The sequence below is a fragment of the Staphylococcus pseudoxylosus genome (assembly GCF_003697915.1).
Taxonomy (GTDB): domain Bacteria; phylum Bacillota; class Bacilli; order Staphylococcales; family Staphylococcaceae; genus Staphylococcus; species Staphylococcus pseudoxylosus.
In genome coordinates this window covers 39,241-53,687 of record NZ_RCVN01000004.1, presented here as the reverse complement: position 1 = coordinate 53,687, position 14,447 = coordinate 39,241, and the positions used below count along the sequence as shown (strand labels likewise).

Genomic DNA, 14,447 nt, shown 5'->3' with positions numbered 1-14,447 from the left:
AAATGAAACGCATGTTAAGCCCTAGAATAACAGAAACGCTTAAACAATATGAAGCTAATGACGTAGAGAAAGGACTTTATTGTGAAAAGTGCGGTAACAGATATGATCTACACACATTTAGTAGTGGTTATGAATATCGTGATGGTTGTGAGTGTAGCATGATTGCAGCAGGCAAAGAAGCAGAGAAAAAACGTAAGCAGAAAGCAATCAATAATATATTTAATCAATCTAATGTTAATTACTCATTACAAGAAGTCACAGTGAACAATTATCAACCACAGAACCAATCACAAACAGATGCTAAACAAACTGCTATAGAGTACGTTAAAACATTTTCTATAGATAAACCTAAGTCATTAATCATGCAAGGTTCATATGGAACAGGCAAATCACACCTAGCGTATGCAATTGCTAAAGCAGTTAAAGCACAAGGTTATTCAGTAGCATTTATGCACATACCAATGTTAATGGATCGTATCAAAGCTACTTACAATAAAAATGCAGTTGAAACTACAGACGAGTTAGTCAAATTACTTAGCAGCATAGACTTGCTTGTATTAGACGACATAGGTGTTGAGAACACAGAACATACATTAAATAAACTATTTAGCATAGTTGATAACAGAGTAGGTAAAAACAACATTTTCACTACGAACTTTAGTGATAAAGAGTTAAATCAAAACATGAATTGGCAACGTATCAATTCACGTATGAAACATAATTCACGCCAAGTAAGAGTGCTTGGTGATGATTACAGGGAGAGAGACGCATGGTAACTAAACAATTTATTAAACAAAATCTTGGATGTTCAGATATATACGCACAGAAACTAATTAACTATGCTCATGGAGACGAGAAAGTATTATATGAACTATTTATCCAAAAGTTAAATGAAAGACGTACACGTCAAGCTATTTGCGAGGTGGGTTAAATGGGATTGAGTCAGAGATACACGTTAAAGGATAAAAATTCAAAAGTTGTAGCGACAGTTATTCCACTAGATAGAAACAGAAATAGTGTAGCTGGATTGAAAAAGTCGTTAGGAATTGATGAAGATATCGTAACTGACGAAAGATTAGATGAAATCAAGCGTATATATAACCTGAATGACAAAGAACAAACAAGCATATTTGATTATCTGTAGGAGTGAATAAATGAAACGTATAGAGCTAGCAGTAGATGCACCAATGGCATCACCTAGACCAAGGTTTAGAAATGTAGGTAAATATGTTCAAACGTATATGCCTGCTAAATATACAAACCATAAGAAGATGTTAAGAAAGCAGATGCCTTATATGATGATAGACAAACCTATTAGATTAACAATCGAGTTTCACTTCCCATTGCTTAAGTCATGGAGTAAGAAGAAACATGTAGCTATGGTAGGTCAATACAAGAGAACCAAACCAGATATAGATAATCTAATTAAAACAGTATTAGACGCTGCAAATGGTCATGTTTGGCAAGACGATAATCAAATAGTAGAAATCAAAAGTTTTAAGAAGTACGCAGAAACTCCGAAAGTGATTATGGAATTAGAGTACTGGAGTGATCTAAGTGAATGATGAAACAACAATTACACTAAAAATCAAAGTAGAAGTGGAACAAGAGGTAACTGTGCCTGTGAAAGCTAACTATGATTTTGAAAGTATTAAGGAACGTGAAGCAGATAAAGCATATGACAAGTATGTAAATAACCCAGAAAGACTAGGGTTTGAAGATATTAAATTCAAGGACGTATCAGACGTACAAGTTAAAGATTATTAGGAGGACGAGAAAAATGATAACAATAACTGCTAACGGTGTTGAATATGACATTATGGGCGAAAACTTTAAATCTATGGAACGTAATGGATTATCAGCTGAAGGTATTAGAAATCGCATAATTAGAAATTGGTCTTTAAACGAGGCGTGTCATGTTCCTAAAAGAATGAATATAGATGAATATAGAACATTACAACAAACATTGATTAAGGAAGAAGATACTTCCGAAGCGAAAGCGAGATACAAAGAAGAACGTTTAAGAAAACAAAAACCTCATTTATTTAATGTAGAACAACAACATAGCGAAAGTAAATATGCCAAGTATTTATGGAATAGTTATAAATTTAAGTGTGCAGAGGTGGCTGAATAGATGCGAATAGATCAATTAGATATTGGTTACACAGTTTGGTTTATTAAACCTGGTGGACAGCTTTCTGAATATGGAATAGTAAAAGAATTAATATTTAATGACGGAAACCCAATAGCAGTTATTGAAATGGGAGAATTCACAAAAGAAATTGACGATACTTACGATATAGCGATAGGAGAGATAGGCAATGCAAAATACATTAGGTGATTTAAACAATCATTTATTCGCACAACTTGAAAGATTAAATGATGAAGAGATTAAAGGAGATGACTTAAAAGAAGAAATAGAACGTTCAAAAGCAGTATCAAATATTGCAAAAGGGATTATAGATAATGGCAACCTTGTACTACAAGCACAGAAATTTGCAGATGACCAATTAGATGCAAATGGTGAAATGCCTAAACTATTGAACGGTGGTGCATGACATGACACATATTTGGACAGAGGAAGAAAAGCAATTTCTTAGAGATAACATACAAGGGACTCCGATTCACGATTTAACAAAATTATTTAATGAACATTTTGACTCCGATATGACATACACACAGATAAGAGCTACAACAAAACGCTTGAAATTAAAATGCGGTGTGTCAGCGCGATTTACCAAAGGTCATGTTACATGGAACAAAGGCATACCGATTTATAACAAGAAATGCGAAAAGACACAATTCAAAAAAGGTGATAAACCTAAAACTACTTTGCCTATAGGTACCGAACGTATCAATAGTTATGGATATGTAGTGATAAAAGTTTCTAATGAAGGCGGATACAACCATAGATGGAAATTGAAACATAAATTTATTTGGGAAGAAAAGTACGGTAAAGTGCCACCTAAACATAATTTAATATTCTTAGATGGAGATAAGACTAATAACGATTTGTCTAACATAGCACTAATAAAAAGAAGTGAGTTAGCAAGATTGAACCATCAGAACTTGATATACAGTGACGCAGAATTAACTCGGACGAGTATTAATATAGTTAAGATACAAAATAAGATTGCTGAGCGTAAGCAATGATCCTATCAAACACAATCAACATACGTTACAAATATAAAACTGGTGGGATGAACACCAAAGAAATGGCACAGTTATTAAAGTATTATCGACTTAAGGGGTTCTTGAAATCTACGAATACTAATAGCTTTATCGTAGCAGTGTTGCCAGAGGATAAAGCACATAACAGGAAAGTATTAAATGAATTGAAAGGGCTGGTGCAGTAGATGATGCCGAAGTTTAGAGCGTGGGATAAAGAAGAAAAAATTTGGTTAGAGATAAAGTGTTTAGGTTTATGGGGAGATAATGAATTATGGTATTTAGAAACAGAAGATGACAAACACTACTTTGAAGATGATTTAGGAGTGAAATGGGAACTTCTCCAATCTACAGGGCTTAAAGATAAGAACGGTGTTGAGATATACGAGGGGGATGTGGTTAAACATGACTCAATTCCTAATCCATTTTTTGAAAATACTAATTTTGAAATTGTGCAAGCTAGAACGGGAGAATGGCGTATAGACAGTATGAGAGGTGGTTCGGTATTAGCGTTCCATAATCATCAAGTAGAAATCATAGGCAATAAATTTGAGTATAAGGAGTGATGGCGAGTGATAACTAAAAAGAACCCAGAAATACCAATGGTTCCTAAAGCACATCTGAAAAATGTTGAACATCAACGTGACGAATACAAAGCAGAACGCGACAAATTGGTAGATGAATTATCATGGTATAAAGCAAAGGTTAGTAGGTTGGAACGGGAGAATAGAGATTTGAAGCACGAAAACAAAGCATTACGTTTACAATCTAACACTTACTTTGACGAGTGGAAGAATGAGAAATTAACATCTCAAGGATTGCGTGAACAGTGTAAAGAGTACGTTCAAGATGCATCTAAATACACTACCCTAACCAACCACATACGTTTGAAAGCAGAAAACAATCCAGGGGTAAGTCGCTATATAGATTTGGTTAACTACATTGATAGATTGGAGCGTGCAGACAATGAAAGATAGAGAGTATAAAGACGCATGGCAAGAGTTGAAGGAAGAATTGATGAAACAACTTGATATAGAGAGTGAACGCTTAAAACGAGCTGAAAAAGGGTTAGAAGATAACGTATATAACAGTTATATTATTGGAAAAATAAGTGGGCAACGTGTCGAATTAATAAATGTTTTATTAACTATGACTTCTTTAGACAACACAAACGAATTTAGCAACTTACTAAGCGATTTGGAGGACGAGTAGATGAATATTCAAGAGGCAACTAAGTTAGCGATGGAAAACGGCACTGCTATTAGAAGAGGGAGCGAGCCAGAAGAAACGGGTATCTTACCGACCAACTTATCTACTTATCAATGCATGGTAGTAAGAGATGTATTTCAAAAAGGGCAAAAAGCCTACGCAAGGTGGCAACCGAGCGCAGACGATTTGTTAGCAAATGATTGGGAACTTTTAACCTAGACCAGGTATCCATGATGCGACTTCTTTCACAAATTTATAAACTTCCTTACTGTCATTTTTAAGTTTATTTTCAAAAAAGGAAACTGTGTCATCGGTAACACCTAAATGAAAAATTGTATTGTCACCTAAATTACCATGTAAAAAGCCTTTATTTCTTAATTTAATACAATCATTCACTAAATCTTCAACATGCATGTGGTTGAAATAAGGATAAATCGTTTTTATATTTTCAAAAAAATTACAAGACCTTTTGCTACTTCCATCTTTAACACAATCGAAATACAATTGATACATTTTTGCGAGTATATATTGTTGGTCTTTAGGTAAATCATCGAATCTTTCTTTGATACTCATATTTTTCACCCCTTTACACATAGATAAATAAATTATACCAGAATAGGAGCTAATTAATATGAATGAATTAGTAAAACAGGTAGAACAATGGAGTATAGATAAAAACTTAGACAAAGGTAATTCAGATAGACAAGCATTGAAATTCTATGAAGAAGCTGGTGAAGTTGGTGCAGCTTTATCACGCAACAAACTAGACGACTTAAAAGACGGTATAGGCGATACAGTCGTTACTTTAATTATATTGGCACAACAACATGGAATGACATTAGAGGAGTGTTTACAGTACGCGTATGACGAAATCAAAGGAAGAAAAGGAAAGACAATCAATGGAACGTTCATCAAAGAAGCAGACTTGTAAGAAAGACATAGTACAGAGGGTTAAGGAAGTGTTGAGGAAATAAAAAAGCCCCTGAAAAGGGACTGTTTAATATAAATTATCTTTCAATAAAACTTTGATACCACAGTATAAATTATATATTACGTAATAAACTGCGCCTATAAAGGCAATTACAGCAATAACAATTAAAGTAATTCCTAATGCGTTGTTAGAATTAGATTCGCTTAAACCAATTAAACCTGCACCTACAAAAATTAGGATATAAGGCAAGATGTGATAAGCTAAAGACTTTTTAGCGTGAGTAGAAACAGGTTTGTTGGCTAATATCCATACAATAATAGGGAATAGGATTGGCGCAAAAAACACACTGAAATATGATAATGCAGCTAGTATTTTTTCTGATTGTGTTGATTGATTGCTCATATAAATGTCTCCTTGTTAGTTATTAATAAGAACAATATCAAATAAATGTATTTTCGTAAATATTAATTAAATAATATAACAAATTTGTTATAAGGACGGTGATATCATTCAATACCTAATACGCACACTAATAGATTCAACTGGTCACCCTTTCACTCACGTTACACAAGCACGAGAGAATGAAACGTTTACTGTGGTTGATGCAGAGAGTAAGGAAGAGGCTGAGAAGATAATTAAGAGTAAAGAAGAACTTGAATTACGTATGGTTACAAGATGGGATACAGATTCAATGCACATATAAGAAAGGACAGTGAGTGAATTGCTACCAACATTGAAAATACTTTTTACGATAGCACTATATGAATTAAGCAAATACGTTACAAATCAAATACTAATTAGAAAACAGGCGAATGATGATATAGATCAGCCGAAAGATTATGAGGAGGAGAAGTAATGTGGATAATCACATCAATAATACTGGGTGTCATCACAATACTATTACTTATATCAAACAGTATTAAGAATGACCAAATAGCAGCGTTGAAATACACAATCGTTTATATGGCCAGTGATGAAGATGTAGATACGGCTATGCAACAGTGGAAGAGATTTAAGGATTAATACTAGGGCGATAATTCGCCCTTTTGGTTAATTAAAATTTTGGAAATGGTGGGTGTTGTGATTCTGAGTTGATATAAACTATACTTTCATAATTTATAACTTTACTTGAATAATCAACTAATACTAATTCTACATTTTGTTCGTCATGTTCTTTAAAATTAATTACACCATAAGTATGTTCATTTGTAGTTACTTCAAACGGTGTATTTATATTTTTGTTAGCAACTAATTCTCTTAACGCTTCATTTTTTTCCATATTCGTTTCTCACCACCATTCTAATAAAATTATATTAAGTATACAACAACCTATAATTAATAGATAGCACAATTATAAATAACCTGGAGGGATTACCATTTACACACCAACTGAAGTTAAACAATTAATAACGGATTACCATTGGATGCGTAGACTTATCGACCATCAAGTGTATGAGTATGATAGTACTTCCATAGGACAGTATGGTATAGAATCAGCCATGCCTAAAGCTCAAGGAGGTACTGGAGATAAGGTATTAGTTAGAGTAATCAAGAACGATAAGGATAGACGTAAGACACAAGAGCTTATTGAGAAGGTGGCATTCATTGATGACCATGAGCACCTTATAACTAATGATAAGAACTACCATATACTACAACTACTTAAACAGGGTGAGAAGATAAACACTATTGCTATGTTGATGAAGGTAGACCGTAAAGAGATATATAGAAAGCTAGATATCATTGTTAATATCTATATGAATGTACAGACATAGTAGGGACAAATGTCACATATGCCACACATGACACACTATTATATATATGCATACACTATGTTATATAATATCCATATGGGATAGGCACTATTGACCAGTGACTTATTATAAACAACAATACTATATTATGAGTAGGCACATCACTTAGTGGTGTGTCTTTCTTTGTATGCCAATTGATATGAGTATCATCACATGATTCATTATAACTATCTATTAAACTAACAGGCATGATGATGTACTCATATGAGTTAGTACATATAACTCATACGTCATAACCATTGGTGATCTATATGTATCTAGACTAATGAGCTTAACTCATAAGGAGAATAGTAGATGACACTATCGAAGGAGCAACGTCGTTCGTTCTACAACAGTCGAGACTGGAGAGACAAGCGCGAGCATATCAAGGAACGTGACCATTACGAATGTCAAGAGTGTAAGAGGCAAGGTAAAGTATCACTCGATATATACGAGCCTAATAAGAATGGTCGTAAGAAGATAAAACTTGTAGTACATCATATTAATGAGCTTGAATTCAATCCAGAACTTGCACTTGAAGATGATAACTTAGAAACACTTTGTGTTGATTGTCACAATAAAATTCATGACAGACATTATACAAATTGGCGAGAGCCAAAGAAAAATAAATGGGCTGATGATGAAATGTGGTAATAAAATATTTATTGATTTGTATAAAAATTATTTAATATTAAAATACCCCCGGGTCAAAAAGTTTTGAAAATTATTTTGGTCGGGGAACCGGTGTAGGGGAGTCTATTCCGCAGATTTATTTAAAAACAAAATACGTTAGGGGGGGTACCTTATGAAAAACGAAAAGAAAATCAAGTCATATTTATTAAGTAAAATTGAACAAGACAATCCAGTACAAACTGAAAAAGTAGAAAGATATTTAAATTTATTAGATATATTCTACAGGTTAGACGATGACATTAAAGATAAAGGTTTAATGGTTGAAACTAAAAATGCATCACAGTCATTTATTAAACCAAATCCATTAATAGCAGAGAAGAATAAAGTTAACACATCGCTTTTAGCTATAGAAAAATCATTCGGATTTAATAAAGAACATGATGAGGACATCGCCCCCCGTCGTGATTTATTATGATTAGTAACAAACATGTAGATGAATATATACGTTTATGGAAGGCAGGCAAGATCCTGTTAAATAAAGAACGTATACTTCTTATCGCTTATTTAGAAAAAGAAGTGTTAACTCGTGATGACCTATACTTTGATGAAGAGCAAATTGAAAACTTTATCAAGTTTACAGAACGTTGGTACTTCCCATTACAATCATTTCAAAAATTTATAGTCCCATTTGTGTTTCTGTTCGAGAATGAAGGTGATTTCCTTTATTACGAGCAGTTTTTTATTACCCTCGGACGAGGTGGAGGTAAGAATGGTCTTATAACAGCCTTATCGAATTACTTTATATCTTATTTACATGGAGTGCCCAATTACGATATTTCAGTAGTAGCCAATTCAGAGGACCAAGCAAAAACATCTTTTGAAGAAGCTTATAACATGATTGAGCGTAATGACTTAGAAGATATGTTTTATCTTACAAAACTTGTAATTACTGATCAAGAAACCAAATCACGATTTAGATTTAGAACTTCTAACGCTGGTACTAAAGATGGTGGGCGTGAAGGGTGTGTAATTTATGATGAAGTACACAGATATGAAGACAGTGAAACAGTTGATGTATTCAGTTCAGGTTTAGGTAAGGTGAAATGGCCAAGAGAATTCTTTATAGGTACAGATGGATATGTTCGTGAGGGCTTCTTAGACAAAATGAAAGAACGTTCAATGTCACTATTAAATGGTGACACGCCTGATGATAGGATTTTCCCATTCATTTGTAAGCTTGATGACCCATTAGAGGTAGATGACCCAACAATGTGGGAGAAAGCCAATCCGATGTTTAGTGAGCCCATGAGTGAATATGCTCGAGGGTTATTCAGAAAAGTGAAAAACCAATACAGAGAAATGAACTTCAGCCCAACCAAAAGAACTGAATTTATGACTAAACGTATGAATTTACCTGAAGTTGACTTAGAAAAAGTTGTTGCACCATGGGAAGATATCTTAGCTACAAATAGACCATTCCCAATTTTAGAAAATCGACAATGTTTAGGTGGTTTAGACTATGCAAGCATTAAAGATTTTGCAGCGGTGGGCTTACTATTCAGAGATGGTGAAAATTATATATGGAAATCTCATTCATTCGTAAGAAAAGGTTTCTTAGATACTGTTAAATTAAAAGCACCTATAAATGAATGGGAAAAACAAGGGCTACTGACAATTGTTGATGAGCCTTCCATTAATCCACTTCATATCGTAATGTGGTTTGATCGTATGAGAGAAAATTATGGGTTAGAGAAAGTTATTGCCGATAATTTCAGAATGGATTTATTAAGACCTTTATTTGAAGAATATGGAATTGAAATCGAAGTGATTAAAAATCCAAGAGCTATACAGTCTTTATTAGCTCCTCGTATTGAAACAATGTTTGCTAATCATAATTTAATATTTGACGACAACCCTATGATGCGTTGGTACACAAATAATGTTGCTGTCAAAATTAAACCAGACGGTAATAAAGAATACATTAAGAAAGATGAAATACGCCGTAAAACAGATGGCTTCCAGGCTTTAGTCCACGCACTCTATCGCGCAGATGATTTGCTAGAAGCAGATATTAGTGGCAGTTTAGATTTCTTAAATGCAATTAATTTCTAGAAAGGAGGAAAGCAATGGTTAGTTTTTTTGACAGAATTTTTAATAGACATGAAGAGGCAAGTTGGATGTATGATTTGGAGTTATTCCAAGATACTTCCCAAAAAGCCTATTTAAAACAAATGGCATTAAGTACATGTATAGAATTTTTAGCACGAACAATATCACAATCTGAATTTCGTTTTACAGATGAAAATGACAAAGCTATAAAAGATAGTGTTTGGTATAAATTAAACACAAGGCCAAATACTGATTTATCTTCTACTGATTTTTGGCAATCAGTCATTTATAAGTTGATATATGATAACGAAGTTTTGATTATTGTTACTGATACTAAAGACTTAGTAATAGCAGATAATTTCACAAGGAAAAAATTTGCTTTATACCCTGACATATTTGATGGTGTCACAGTCGGAGAATATGAATTTGAACGTTCATTCAAAATGGATGACGTAATTTATTTAACTTATAACAATGAAAAATTAAATAAATTCACTGAAGGATTATTTAGTGATTATGGTGAAATATTTGGCAGAATGATAAACGCACAAATGAGAAATTATCAAATACGTGGGATTATCAATGTAGATTCACAAAATGTAAACAGTGAAAAAGAAATAGAAAAAATGCAAAAATATGTAAATAAAGTTGTAGATTCATTTAGCAAGAATGGCGTTGCAATCACACCATTGACTAAAGGTTTTGATTTTCAGGATGTTTCAGCAAATACAAAAGGGAATAATGCTTCTTTCGATGAATTAAACAAGTTGCAAAAAGCTATGATAGATTCAGTAGCTAAAGCTATTGGTATACCACCCTCTCTAATACATGGTGAATTAGCCGATTTAAAAAATGCATTAGAATCTTATAGCAAATTTTGTACAAAACCACTAAACAAAAAGATTGAAGACGAATTGAAAGCAAAGCTTTTAACTCAAAAAGAAGTAATTGCTGGCAAGAATCTTAAAGTTATTGGTATCGATAAAAAAGACCCATTAGAGATTGCAGATTCAATCGATAAGCTAGTAGCGTCAAGTACCTTCACACCTAATCAAGTTCTTATTTTACTTGGTGAAGAACCTAGCGATGATCCTAAAATGGACGAGTATAAAATCACTAAAAACTATCAAGATGTTATGGATAATAAGGGTAATGACGAAAAGAGTAAAGATAGCGAAGAATCACTAGAAGGGGGTGATAAATGATGAAAATAAACGTAAAAGGCGCAATCGTGCCCAACAATGACAAATGGATTTATGACATGTTAGAAATGGATGCTACATCACCTAAAGATGTGTTTGATGCGCTATCTTCTACTGATGAAGATGTAGAAGTTATCATCAACTCAGGTGGTGGCGATGTATTTAGTGGTAGTGAAATATACACTGCATTAAAAGAGCATCCAAGTAATGTGAATGTAAAAGTTGTTGGTGTTGCTGCAAGCGCTGCGTCAGTAATTGCTATGGCAGGTTCAAAAATCGAAATGAGCCCAACAGCACAAATGATGATTCACAACGCTAGCACTTTAGTAGCTGGAGATAATCGAGCAATGGCATCTGCAAGCGACATGTTAAGTTCAGTAAACCGAGGTATTGCTAATGCCTATATCGAGAAAACAGGTAAAGCAGAACAAGAAATACTTGATTTAATGAATGAAGAAACTTGGTTGAACGCACAAGATGCAGTTGATTTAGGGTTTGCAGATAGCAAGATGTTTGATGAAAGTGCACCGAAGTTGGTAGCTAATTCAGGACAAATGCTATCTAACGATGCAGTGAATCGTATTGCAACATTAATGAGTAAAACACCAGAAGTAAATATTGATGTTGAGCAAATTGCAAATAAAGTAATTGAAAAATTAGAAGATAAAAAAGAACCGTTTATTGATAATTCTACTAAAAGTAAATCAGTAGAAAACAATAAGACTAGGTTCTTTTTTTAATACAAAAATAAGGAGGGTCATCTAAATGACTATACAATTATCAGATGATTTTAAAACAGCACGTCAGGAATTCTTAAATGCGATACAAAATGGCGAAGACGAAAAAGCACAAGCCGAATTATATGGCAAAATGATTAATGAACTATTTGAGGAATCAAAAGCACAAGCGCAAGCAGAAGCAGAAAGAGTTTCTAGTTTACCTACAGCAGAAAGTAAATTAACTGCTGAACAACGCCAATTCTTTAATGAAATTAACACAGAAGTTGGATATAAAGAAGAAAAGTTACTACCAGAAGAAACGATTGATCGTATCTTTGAAAACTTAACTACAGAACATCCATTATTAGCTGATTTAGGTATTAAGAATGCAGGATTACGTCTTAAATTCTTAAAATCTGAAACAAGTGGCGTAGCCGTATGGGGTAAAATCTTTGGAGAAATCAAAGGTCAATTAGATGCAGCGTTCAGTGAAGAAACTGCAATCCAAAACAAATTGACAGCCTTTGTGGTATTACCAAAAGATTTAAAAGACTTTGGTCCAGCATGGGTAGAGCGTTTTGTTCGTCTACAAATTGAAGAGGCATTTGCTGTAGCACTTGAAGCGGCATTTTTAAACGGTACTGGTAAAGAACAACCAATTGGTTTGAGTCGTCAAGTTCAAGAAGGTGTATCAGTAACAGGCGGTGTGTATCCAGAAAAAGAATCATTAGGAACTTTAACATTTAAAGACCCACGAACTACTGTACTTGAGTTAACAAAAGTTTTTAAAAACCACTCAACAGATGAAAAAGGTAAATCAGTTGCAGTTAAAGGTAATGTAACTATGATAGTTAACCCTTCTGATGCTTTTGATATTCAAGCACAGTATACGCATTTAAATGCTAACGGCGTATATGTTACAGCATTACCATTCAACTTGAATGTAATAGAATCTGTAGCACAAACTGCTGGAAAAGTTTTAACATACGTTAAAGGCCGTTACGATGGTTATTTAGCTGGTGGTATTAATTTACAAAAATTCGACCAAACTTTAGCTATTGAAGATATGGATTTATACACTGCTAAGCAATTTGCTTATGGTAAAGCTAAAGATGATAAAGTAGCAGCAGTATATGATTTAAATATTAATTCGGAAGAAGATTCTCCCTAGTAAACCCCAAAACGTTGAAGTGATAGCTAATGCAAAATCAGCTTCAATTACAGCGGATTAGGGGTGTGGAAAATGGACGGATTATTAAAAGAGTTCAAGCAGCGTATGCACATATTTCACAGTTCTGAAGATGAATCATTAAAACAGATTTTACAAAAATCTTATATAGCGATTCAATCTATCTGTGGCGACTTCGATTTAGAGCAAAATCCAATAGGGCAAGAGTTAGTGATGGAACGTTCCAGATATGTTTATAACGAACAACTGCAATTTTTTCATAAAAACTTTTCTACATTACTTCTTGATTTTGGACTTGCTAATAAAATATATGGTGGTGAGGATTTTGGCGCCGATGAGATACAAAAGTAAGAAAGTACAATCAGGAGACTTACGTACACCCGTTATATTTTACCGATATAAAAACGAAGGACCCTATCCAGATGATGTAGAAGAAGTTGAAGTTCATCGATGCTATGCCGAAACTTATAACCCCTCAATGAAAGATAGAGAAATTCTAGGTGTCAACGAATCTATGCAAGGTTTGAGTATGGTTATAAGAGATGCTTATCAGTCTTTTACACCTAATAATAGACATATCGTTTTTGTAGAAGATTTTAGGCTAGAAAACCCTTTATTCAATGTACATGAAGTAAGACTTGATACACCAGAACGTGGATTCATCACATTAGTATTGGGTGAAAAATAATGGGTGTGGAAATTAAAGGGTTAAAAGAGTTAGAAAACCAATTAGAAAAACGATTTGGTGTAAAAGCAATGAGAATAAAAAGCGATAAAGCTTTAACTGAAGCTTCTGATTATATGCTAAATGAAATGAAGTCACATTTTAAAGCGTTTAAAGATACAGGTGCTTCAATTGATGAAATGACGCGAACAAAACCCTTCACAGATGCTAGAGATAGACAAAGAACTGTGGTTATTGAATGGGTAGGTCCTAAAGATAGGTATAGGCTTATACATTTAAATGAACATGGCTATGATCGTAATGGTAAAAAAGTAATACCTAGAGGATTTGGTGTCATTGAGAAAACATTACAAGCAAGCCAAGCAAGATACAGGAAAATTGTAGTTGATGAATTGAGGAAAGGCCTATGAATATACTCACCTACATTAGAGAAATAATTATAAAAGATGAAATGATTAATACCCATATTTCAAATAGGATATATTTTTATGAAGCAAGTGAAAATGCAGATACAACAAAACCTTTCATTATTCTTTCGCCAGTTGTAGATAGCCCAAGTTCATTTGCTTCAAACAAATTTCTATCTGAAACTTTCACAGTACAAGTCGATGTAGAAACCTATAAAGATCAATTAACTATCGATATAACAAAGCGAATTCGTTTCTTGCTTAAAGATTATGGATTTTACCAATCTTCAAGCTTATTAGATGCATATTTTAAAGAAACAAAAAGGTATATCAAATCAAGAAGGTATGAAGGCATACCAAAAAATAAATATTACAAGGGTGAACGTGTCGAATAGATACGTT

At 33.5% G+C, this 14,447-nt stretch carries 32 protein-coding genes; 29 read left to right on the top strand and 3 right to left on the bottom strand.

Annotated features, from left to right (window positions below):
* Positions 1-2: 2 nt before the first annotated feature.
* The 14 genes from D9V42_RS04455 to D9V42_RS04395 are packed head-to-tail and all read left to right on the top strand — an operon-like array spanning position 3 to position 4,596.
* Complete coding sequence (locus D9V42_RS04455; RefSeq protein ID WP_107540769.1) at positions 3-776, top strand: ATP-binding protein; 774 nt, start codon at positions 3-5, stop codon at positions 774-776.
* Complete coding sequence (locus D9V42_RS15250; protein WP_047172545.1) at positions 770-931, top strand: hypothetical protein; 162 nt, start codon at positions 770-772, stop codon at positions 929-931. Before D9V42_RS04455 ends, D9V42_RS15250 begins: the two co-directional genes overlap by 7 nt.
* A 6-nt stretch (positions 932-937) precedes the next feature.
* Complete coding sequence (locus D9V42_RS04450) at positions 938-1,144, top strand: hypothetical protein (protein ID WP_142760500.1); 207 nt, start codon at positions 938-940, stop codon at positions 1,142-1,144.
* Positions 1,145-1,154: 10 nt separating this feature from the next.
* Entirely contained in the window at positions 1,155-1,565 is a 411-nt protein-coding gene (locus D9V42_RS04445) for a RusA family crossover junction endodeoxyribonuclease (RefSeq protein WP_122063385.1), read from the top strand.
* Positions 1,558-1,767, top strand: a complete 210-nt coding sequence (locus tag D9V42_RS04440; protein WP_122063383.1) for a hypothetical protein — start codon at positions 1,558-1,560, stop codon at positions 1,765-1,767. The genes D9V42_RS04445 and D9V42_RS04440 overlap by 8 nt, the downstream gene beginning before the upstream one ends.
* A gap of 13 nt (positions 1,768-1,780) precedes the next feature.
* Positions 1,781-2,134 carry an SA1788 family PVL leukocidin-associated protein gene (locus D9V42_RS04435; RefSeq protein ID WP_122063381.1) on the top strand — a complete coding sequence of 118 codons (354 nt, stop codon included), beginning with the start codon at positions 1,781-1,783 and terminating at the stop codon, positions 2,132-2,134.
* Positions 2,135-2,341 carry a hypothetical protein gene (locus tag D9V42_RS04430; RefSeq protein ID WP_029376932.1) on the top strand — a complete coding sequence of 69 codons (207 nt, stop codon included), beginning with the start codon at positions 2,135-2,137 and terminating at the stop codon, positions 2,339-2,341.
* Complete coding sequence (locus D9V42_RS04425; RefSeq protein WP_029376933.1) at positions 2,322-2,558, top strand: hypothetical protein; 237 nt, start codon at positions 2,322-2,324, stop codon at positions 2,556-2,558. Before D9V42_RS04430 ends, D9V42_RS04425 begins: the two co-directional genes overlap by 20 nt.
* A gap of 1 nt (position 2,559) precedes the next feature.
* Positions 2,560-3,153: an HNH endonuclease signature motif containing protein gene (locus D9V42_RS04420; RefSeq protein WP_122063379.1), complete on the top strand. Its 594-nt coding sequence runs from the start codon at positions 2,560-2,562 to the stop codon at positions 3,151-3,153.
* Positions 3,150-3,356 (top strand): hypothetical protein, encoded by a 207-nt coding sequence (locus tag D9V42_RS04415; RefSeq protein ID WP_122063377.1) that lies wholly within the window; start codon positions 3,150-3,152, stop codon positions 3,354-3,356. Before D9V42_RS04420 ends, D9V42_RS04415 begins: the two co-directional genes overlap by 4 nt.
* A gap of 3 nt (positions 3,357-3,359) precedes the next feature.
* The gene (locus tag D9V42_RS04410) at positions 3,360-3,734 is read left to right on the top strand and encodes a YopX family protein (RefSeq protein WP_122063587.1); all 375 of its coding nucleotides are present in this window, start codon (positions 3,360-3,362) and stop codon (positions 3,732-3,734) included.
* A 6-nt stretch (positions 3,735-3,740) separates the two neighbouring features.
* Complete coding sequence (locus tag D9V42_RS04405) at positions 3,741-4,145, top strand: hypothetical protein (protein ID WP_122063375.1); 405 nt, start codon at positions 3,741-3,743, stop codon at positions 4,143-4,145.
* Complete coding sequence (locus D9V42_RS04400; protein ID WP_122063373.1) at positions 4,135-4,380, top strand: hypothetical protein; 246 nt, start codon at positions 4,135-4,137, stop codon at positions 4,378-4,380. Before D9V42_RS04405 ends, D9V42_RS04400 begins: the two co-directional genes overlap by 11 nt.
* Entirely contained in the window at positions 4,381-4,596 is a 216-nt protein-coding gene (locus D9V42_RS04395) for a Thoeris anti-defense Tad2 family protein (protein WP_122063371.1), read from the top strand. It begins immediately after the preceding gene.
* Here the strand turns inward: D9V42_RS04395 and D9V42_RS04390 are convergent.
* Entirely contained in the window at positions 4,588-4,950 is a 363-nt protein-coding gene (locus tag D9V42_RS04390) for a hypothetical protein (protein ID WP_122063369.1), read from the bottom strand. The two genes, D9V42_RS04395 and D9V42_RS04390, sit on opposite strands and share 9 nt — an antisense overlap.
* 58 nt (positions 4,951-5,008) lie before the next feature.
* Between D9V42_RS04390 and D9V42_RS04385 the strand changes: the two genes are divergently transcribed.
* Positions 5,009-5,308, top strand: coding sequence for a MazG-like family protein (locus D9V42_RS04385; protein ID WP_122063366.1), 300 nt, complete (start codon positions 5,009-5,011; stop codon positions 5,306-5,308).
* Positions 5,309-5,374: 66 nt separating this feature from the next.
* On the opposite strand, the gene D9V42_RS04380 is transcribed toward D9V42_RS04385, so the two are convergent.
* On the bottom strand, positions 5,375-5,710 hold the full coding sequence (locus D9V42_RS04380) for a magnetosome magnetite crystal formation protein family (protein ID WP_119603811.1): 336 nt from the start codon (positions 5,708-5,710) through the stop codon (positions 5,375-5,377).
* 103 nt (positions 5,711-5,813) lie between these two features.
* Here D9V42_RS04380 and D9V42_RS04375 point away from each other — a divergent pair, with 103 nt between their 5' ends.
* From D9V42_RS04375 to D9V42_RS04365, 3 genes are read left to right on the top strand one after another with little or no spacing between them, the layout of a single operon-like run.
* On the top strand, positions 5,814-6,011 hold the full coding sequence (locus D9V42_RS04375; RefSeq protein WP_122063364.1) for a DUF1381 domain-containing protein: 198 nt from the start codon (positions 5,814-5,816) through the stop codon (positions 6,009-6,011).
* A gap of 9 nt (positions 6,012-6,020) precedes the next feature.
* On the top strand, positions 6,021-6,164 hold the full coding sequence (rinB, locus tag D9V42_RS04370; protein ID WP_404830461.1) for a transcriptional activator RinB: 144 nt from the start codon (positions 6,021-6,023) through the stop codon (positions 6,162-6,164).
* Positions 6,164-6,331 carry a DUF1514 family protein gene (locus tag D9V42_RS04365; protein ID WP_122063360.1) on the top strand — a complete coding sequence of 56 codons (168 nt, stop codon included), beginning with the start codon at positions 6,164-6,166 and terminating at the stop codon, positions 6,329-6,331. Before rinB ends, D9V42_RS04365 begins: the two co-directional genes overlap by 1 nt.
* A 31-nt stretch (positions 6,332-6,362) precedes the next feature.
* Here the strand turns inward: D9V42_RS04365 and D9V42_RS04360 are convergent, their stop codons facing one another.
* Positions 6,363-6,587, bottom strand: a complete 225-nt coding sequence (locus D9V42_RS04360) for a hypothetical protein (protein WP_122063358.1) — start codon at positions 6,585-6,587, stop codon at positions 6,363-6,365.
* Between the two features lie 145 nt (positions 6,588-6,732).
* Here D9V42_RS04360 and D9V42_RS04355 point away from each other — a divergent pair, with 145 nt between their 5' ends.
* The 11 genes from D9V42_RS04355 (at position 6,733) to D9V42_RS04305 (ending at position 14,440) form a co-directional block, all read left to right on the top strand.
* Positions 6,733-7,083, top strand: a complete 351-nt coding sequence (locus D9V42_RS04355; protein ID WP_267921060.1) for a hypothetical protein — start codon at positions 6,733-6,735, stop codon at positions 7,081-7,083.
* Between the two features lie 333 nt (positions 7,084-7,416).
* Positions 7,417-7,755 carry an HNH endonuclease gene (locus D9V42_RS04350; protein WP_107549523.1) on the top strand — a complete coding sequence of 113 codons (339 nt, stop codon included), beginning with the start codon at positions 7,417-7,419 and terminating at the stop codon, positions 7,753-7,755.
* Positions 7,756-7,906: 151 nt separating this feature from the next.
* Positions 7,907-8,209 carry a P27 family phage terminase small subunit gene (locus D9V42_RS04345; RefSeq protein ID WP_039067668.1) on the top strand — a complete coding sequence of 101 codons (303 nt, stop codon included), beginning with the start codon at positions 7,907-7,909 and terminating at the stop codon, positions 8,207-8,209.
* Entirely contained in the window at positions 8,206-9,846 is a 1,641-nt protein-coding gene (locus D9V42_RS04340; RefSeq protein WP_122063354.1) for a terminase large subunit domain-containing protein, read from the top strand. Before D9V42_RS04345 ends, D9V42_RS04340 begins: the two co-directional genes overlap by 4 nt.
* 14 nt (positions 9,847-9,860) lie before the next feature.
* Positions 9,861-11,048 carry a phage portal protein gene (locus D9V42_RS04335; RefSeq protein WP_122063352.1) on the top strand — a complete coding sequence of 396 codons (1,188 nt, stop codon included), beginning with the start codon at positions 9,861-9,863 and terminating at the stop codon, positions 11,046-11,048.
* Positions 11,048-11,785 (top strand): head maturation protease, ClpP-related, encoded by a 738-nt coding sequence (locus D9V42_RS04330; protein WP_122063585.1) that lies wholly within the window; start codon positions 11,048-11,050, stop codon positions 11,783-11,785. Before D9V42_RS04335 ends, D9V42_RS04330 begins: the two co-directional genes overlap by 1 nt.
* A gap of 25 nt (positions 11,786-11,810) precedes the next feature.
* Positions 11,811-12,935 (top strand): phage major capsid protein, encoded by a 1,125-nt coding sequence (locus D9V42_RS04325; protein WP_122063350.1) that lies wholly within the window; start codon positions 11,811-11,813, stop codon positions 12,933-12,935.
* Positions 12,936-13,007: 72 nt separating this feature from the next.
* The gene (locus D9V42_RS04320; protein ID WP_122063348.1) at positions 13,008-13,304 is read left to right on the top strand and encodes a head-tail connector protein; all 297 of its coding nucleotides are present in this window, start codon (positions 13,008-13,010) and stop codon (positions 13,302-13,304) included.
* Positions 13,288-13,641 (top strand): hypothetical protein, encoded by a 354-nt coding sequence (locus D9V42_RS04315; RefSeq protein ID WP_233665569.1) that lies wholly within the window; start codon positions 13,288-13,290, stop codon positions 13,639-13,641. The genes D9V42_RS04320 and D9V42_RS04315 overlap by 17 nt, the downstream gene beginning before the upstream one ends.
* Positions 13,641-14,048 (top strand): hypothetical protein, encoded by a 408-nt coding sequence (locus D9V42_RS04310; protein WP_122063344.1) that lies wholly within the window; start codon positions 13,641-13,643, stop codon positions 14,046-14,048. Before D9V42_RS04315 ends, D9V42_RS04310 begins: the two co-directional genes overlap by 1 nt.
* The gene (locus D9V42_RS04305; protein ID WP_122063342.1) at positions 14,045-14,440 is read left to right on the top strand and encodes a hypothetical protein; all 396 of its coding nucleotides are present in this window, start codon (positions 14,045-14,047) and stop codon (positions 14,438-14,440) included. Before D9V42_RS04310 ends, D9V42_RS04305 begins: the two co-directional genes overlap by 4 nt.
* Positions 14,441-14,447: the final 7 nt, after the last annotated feature.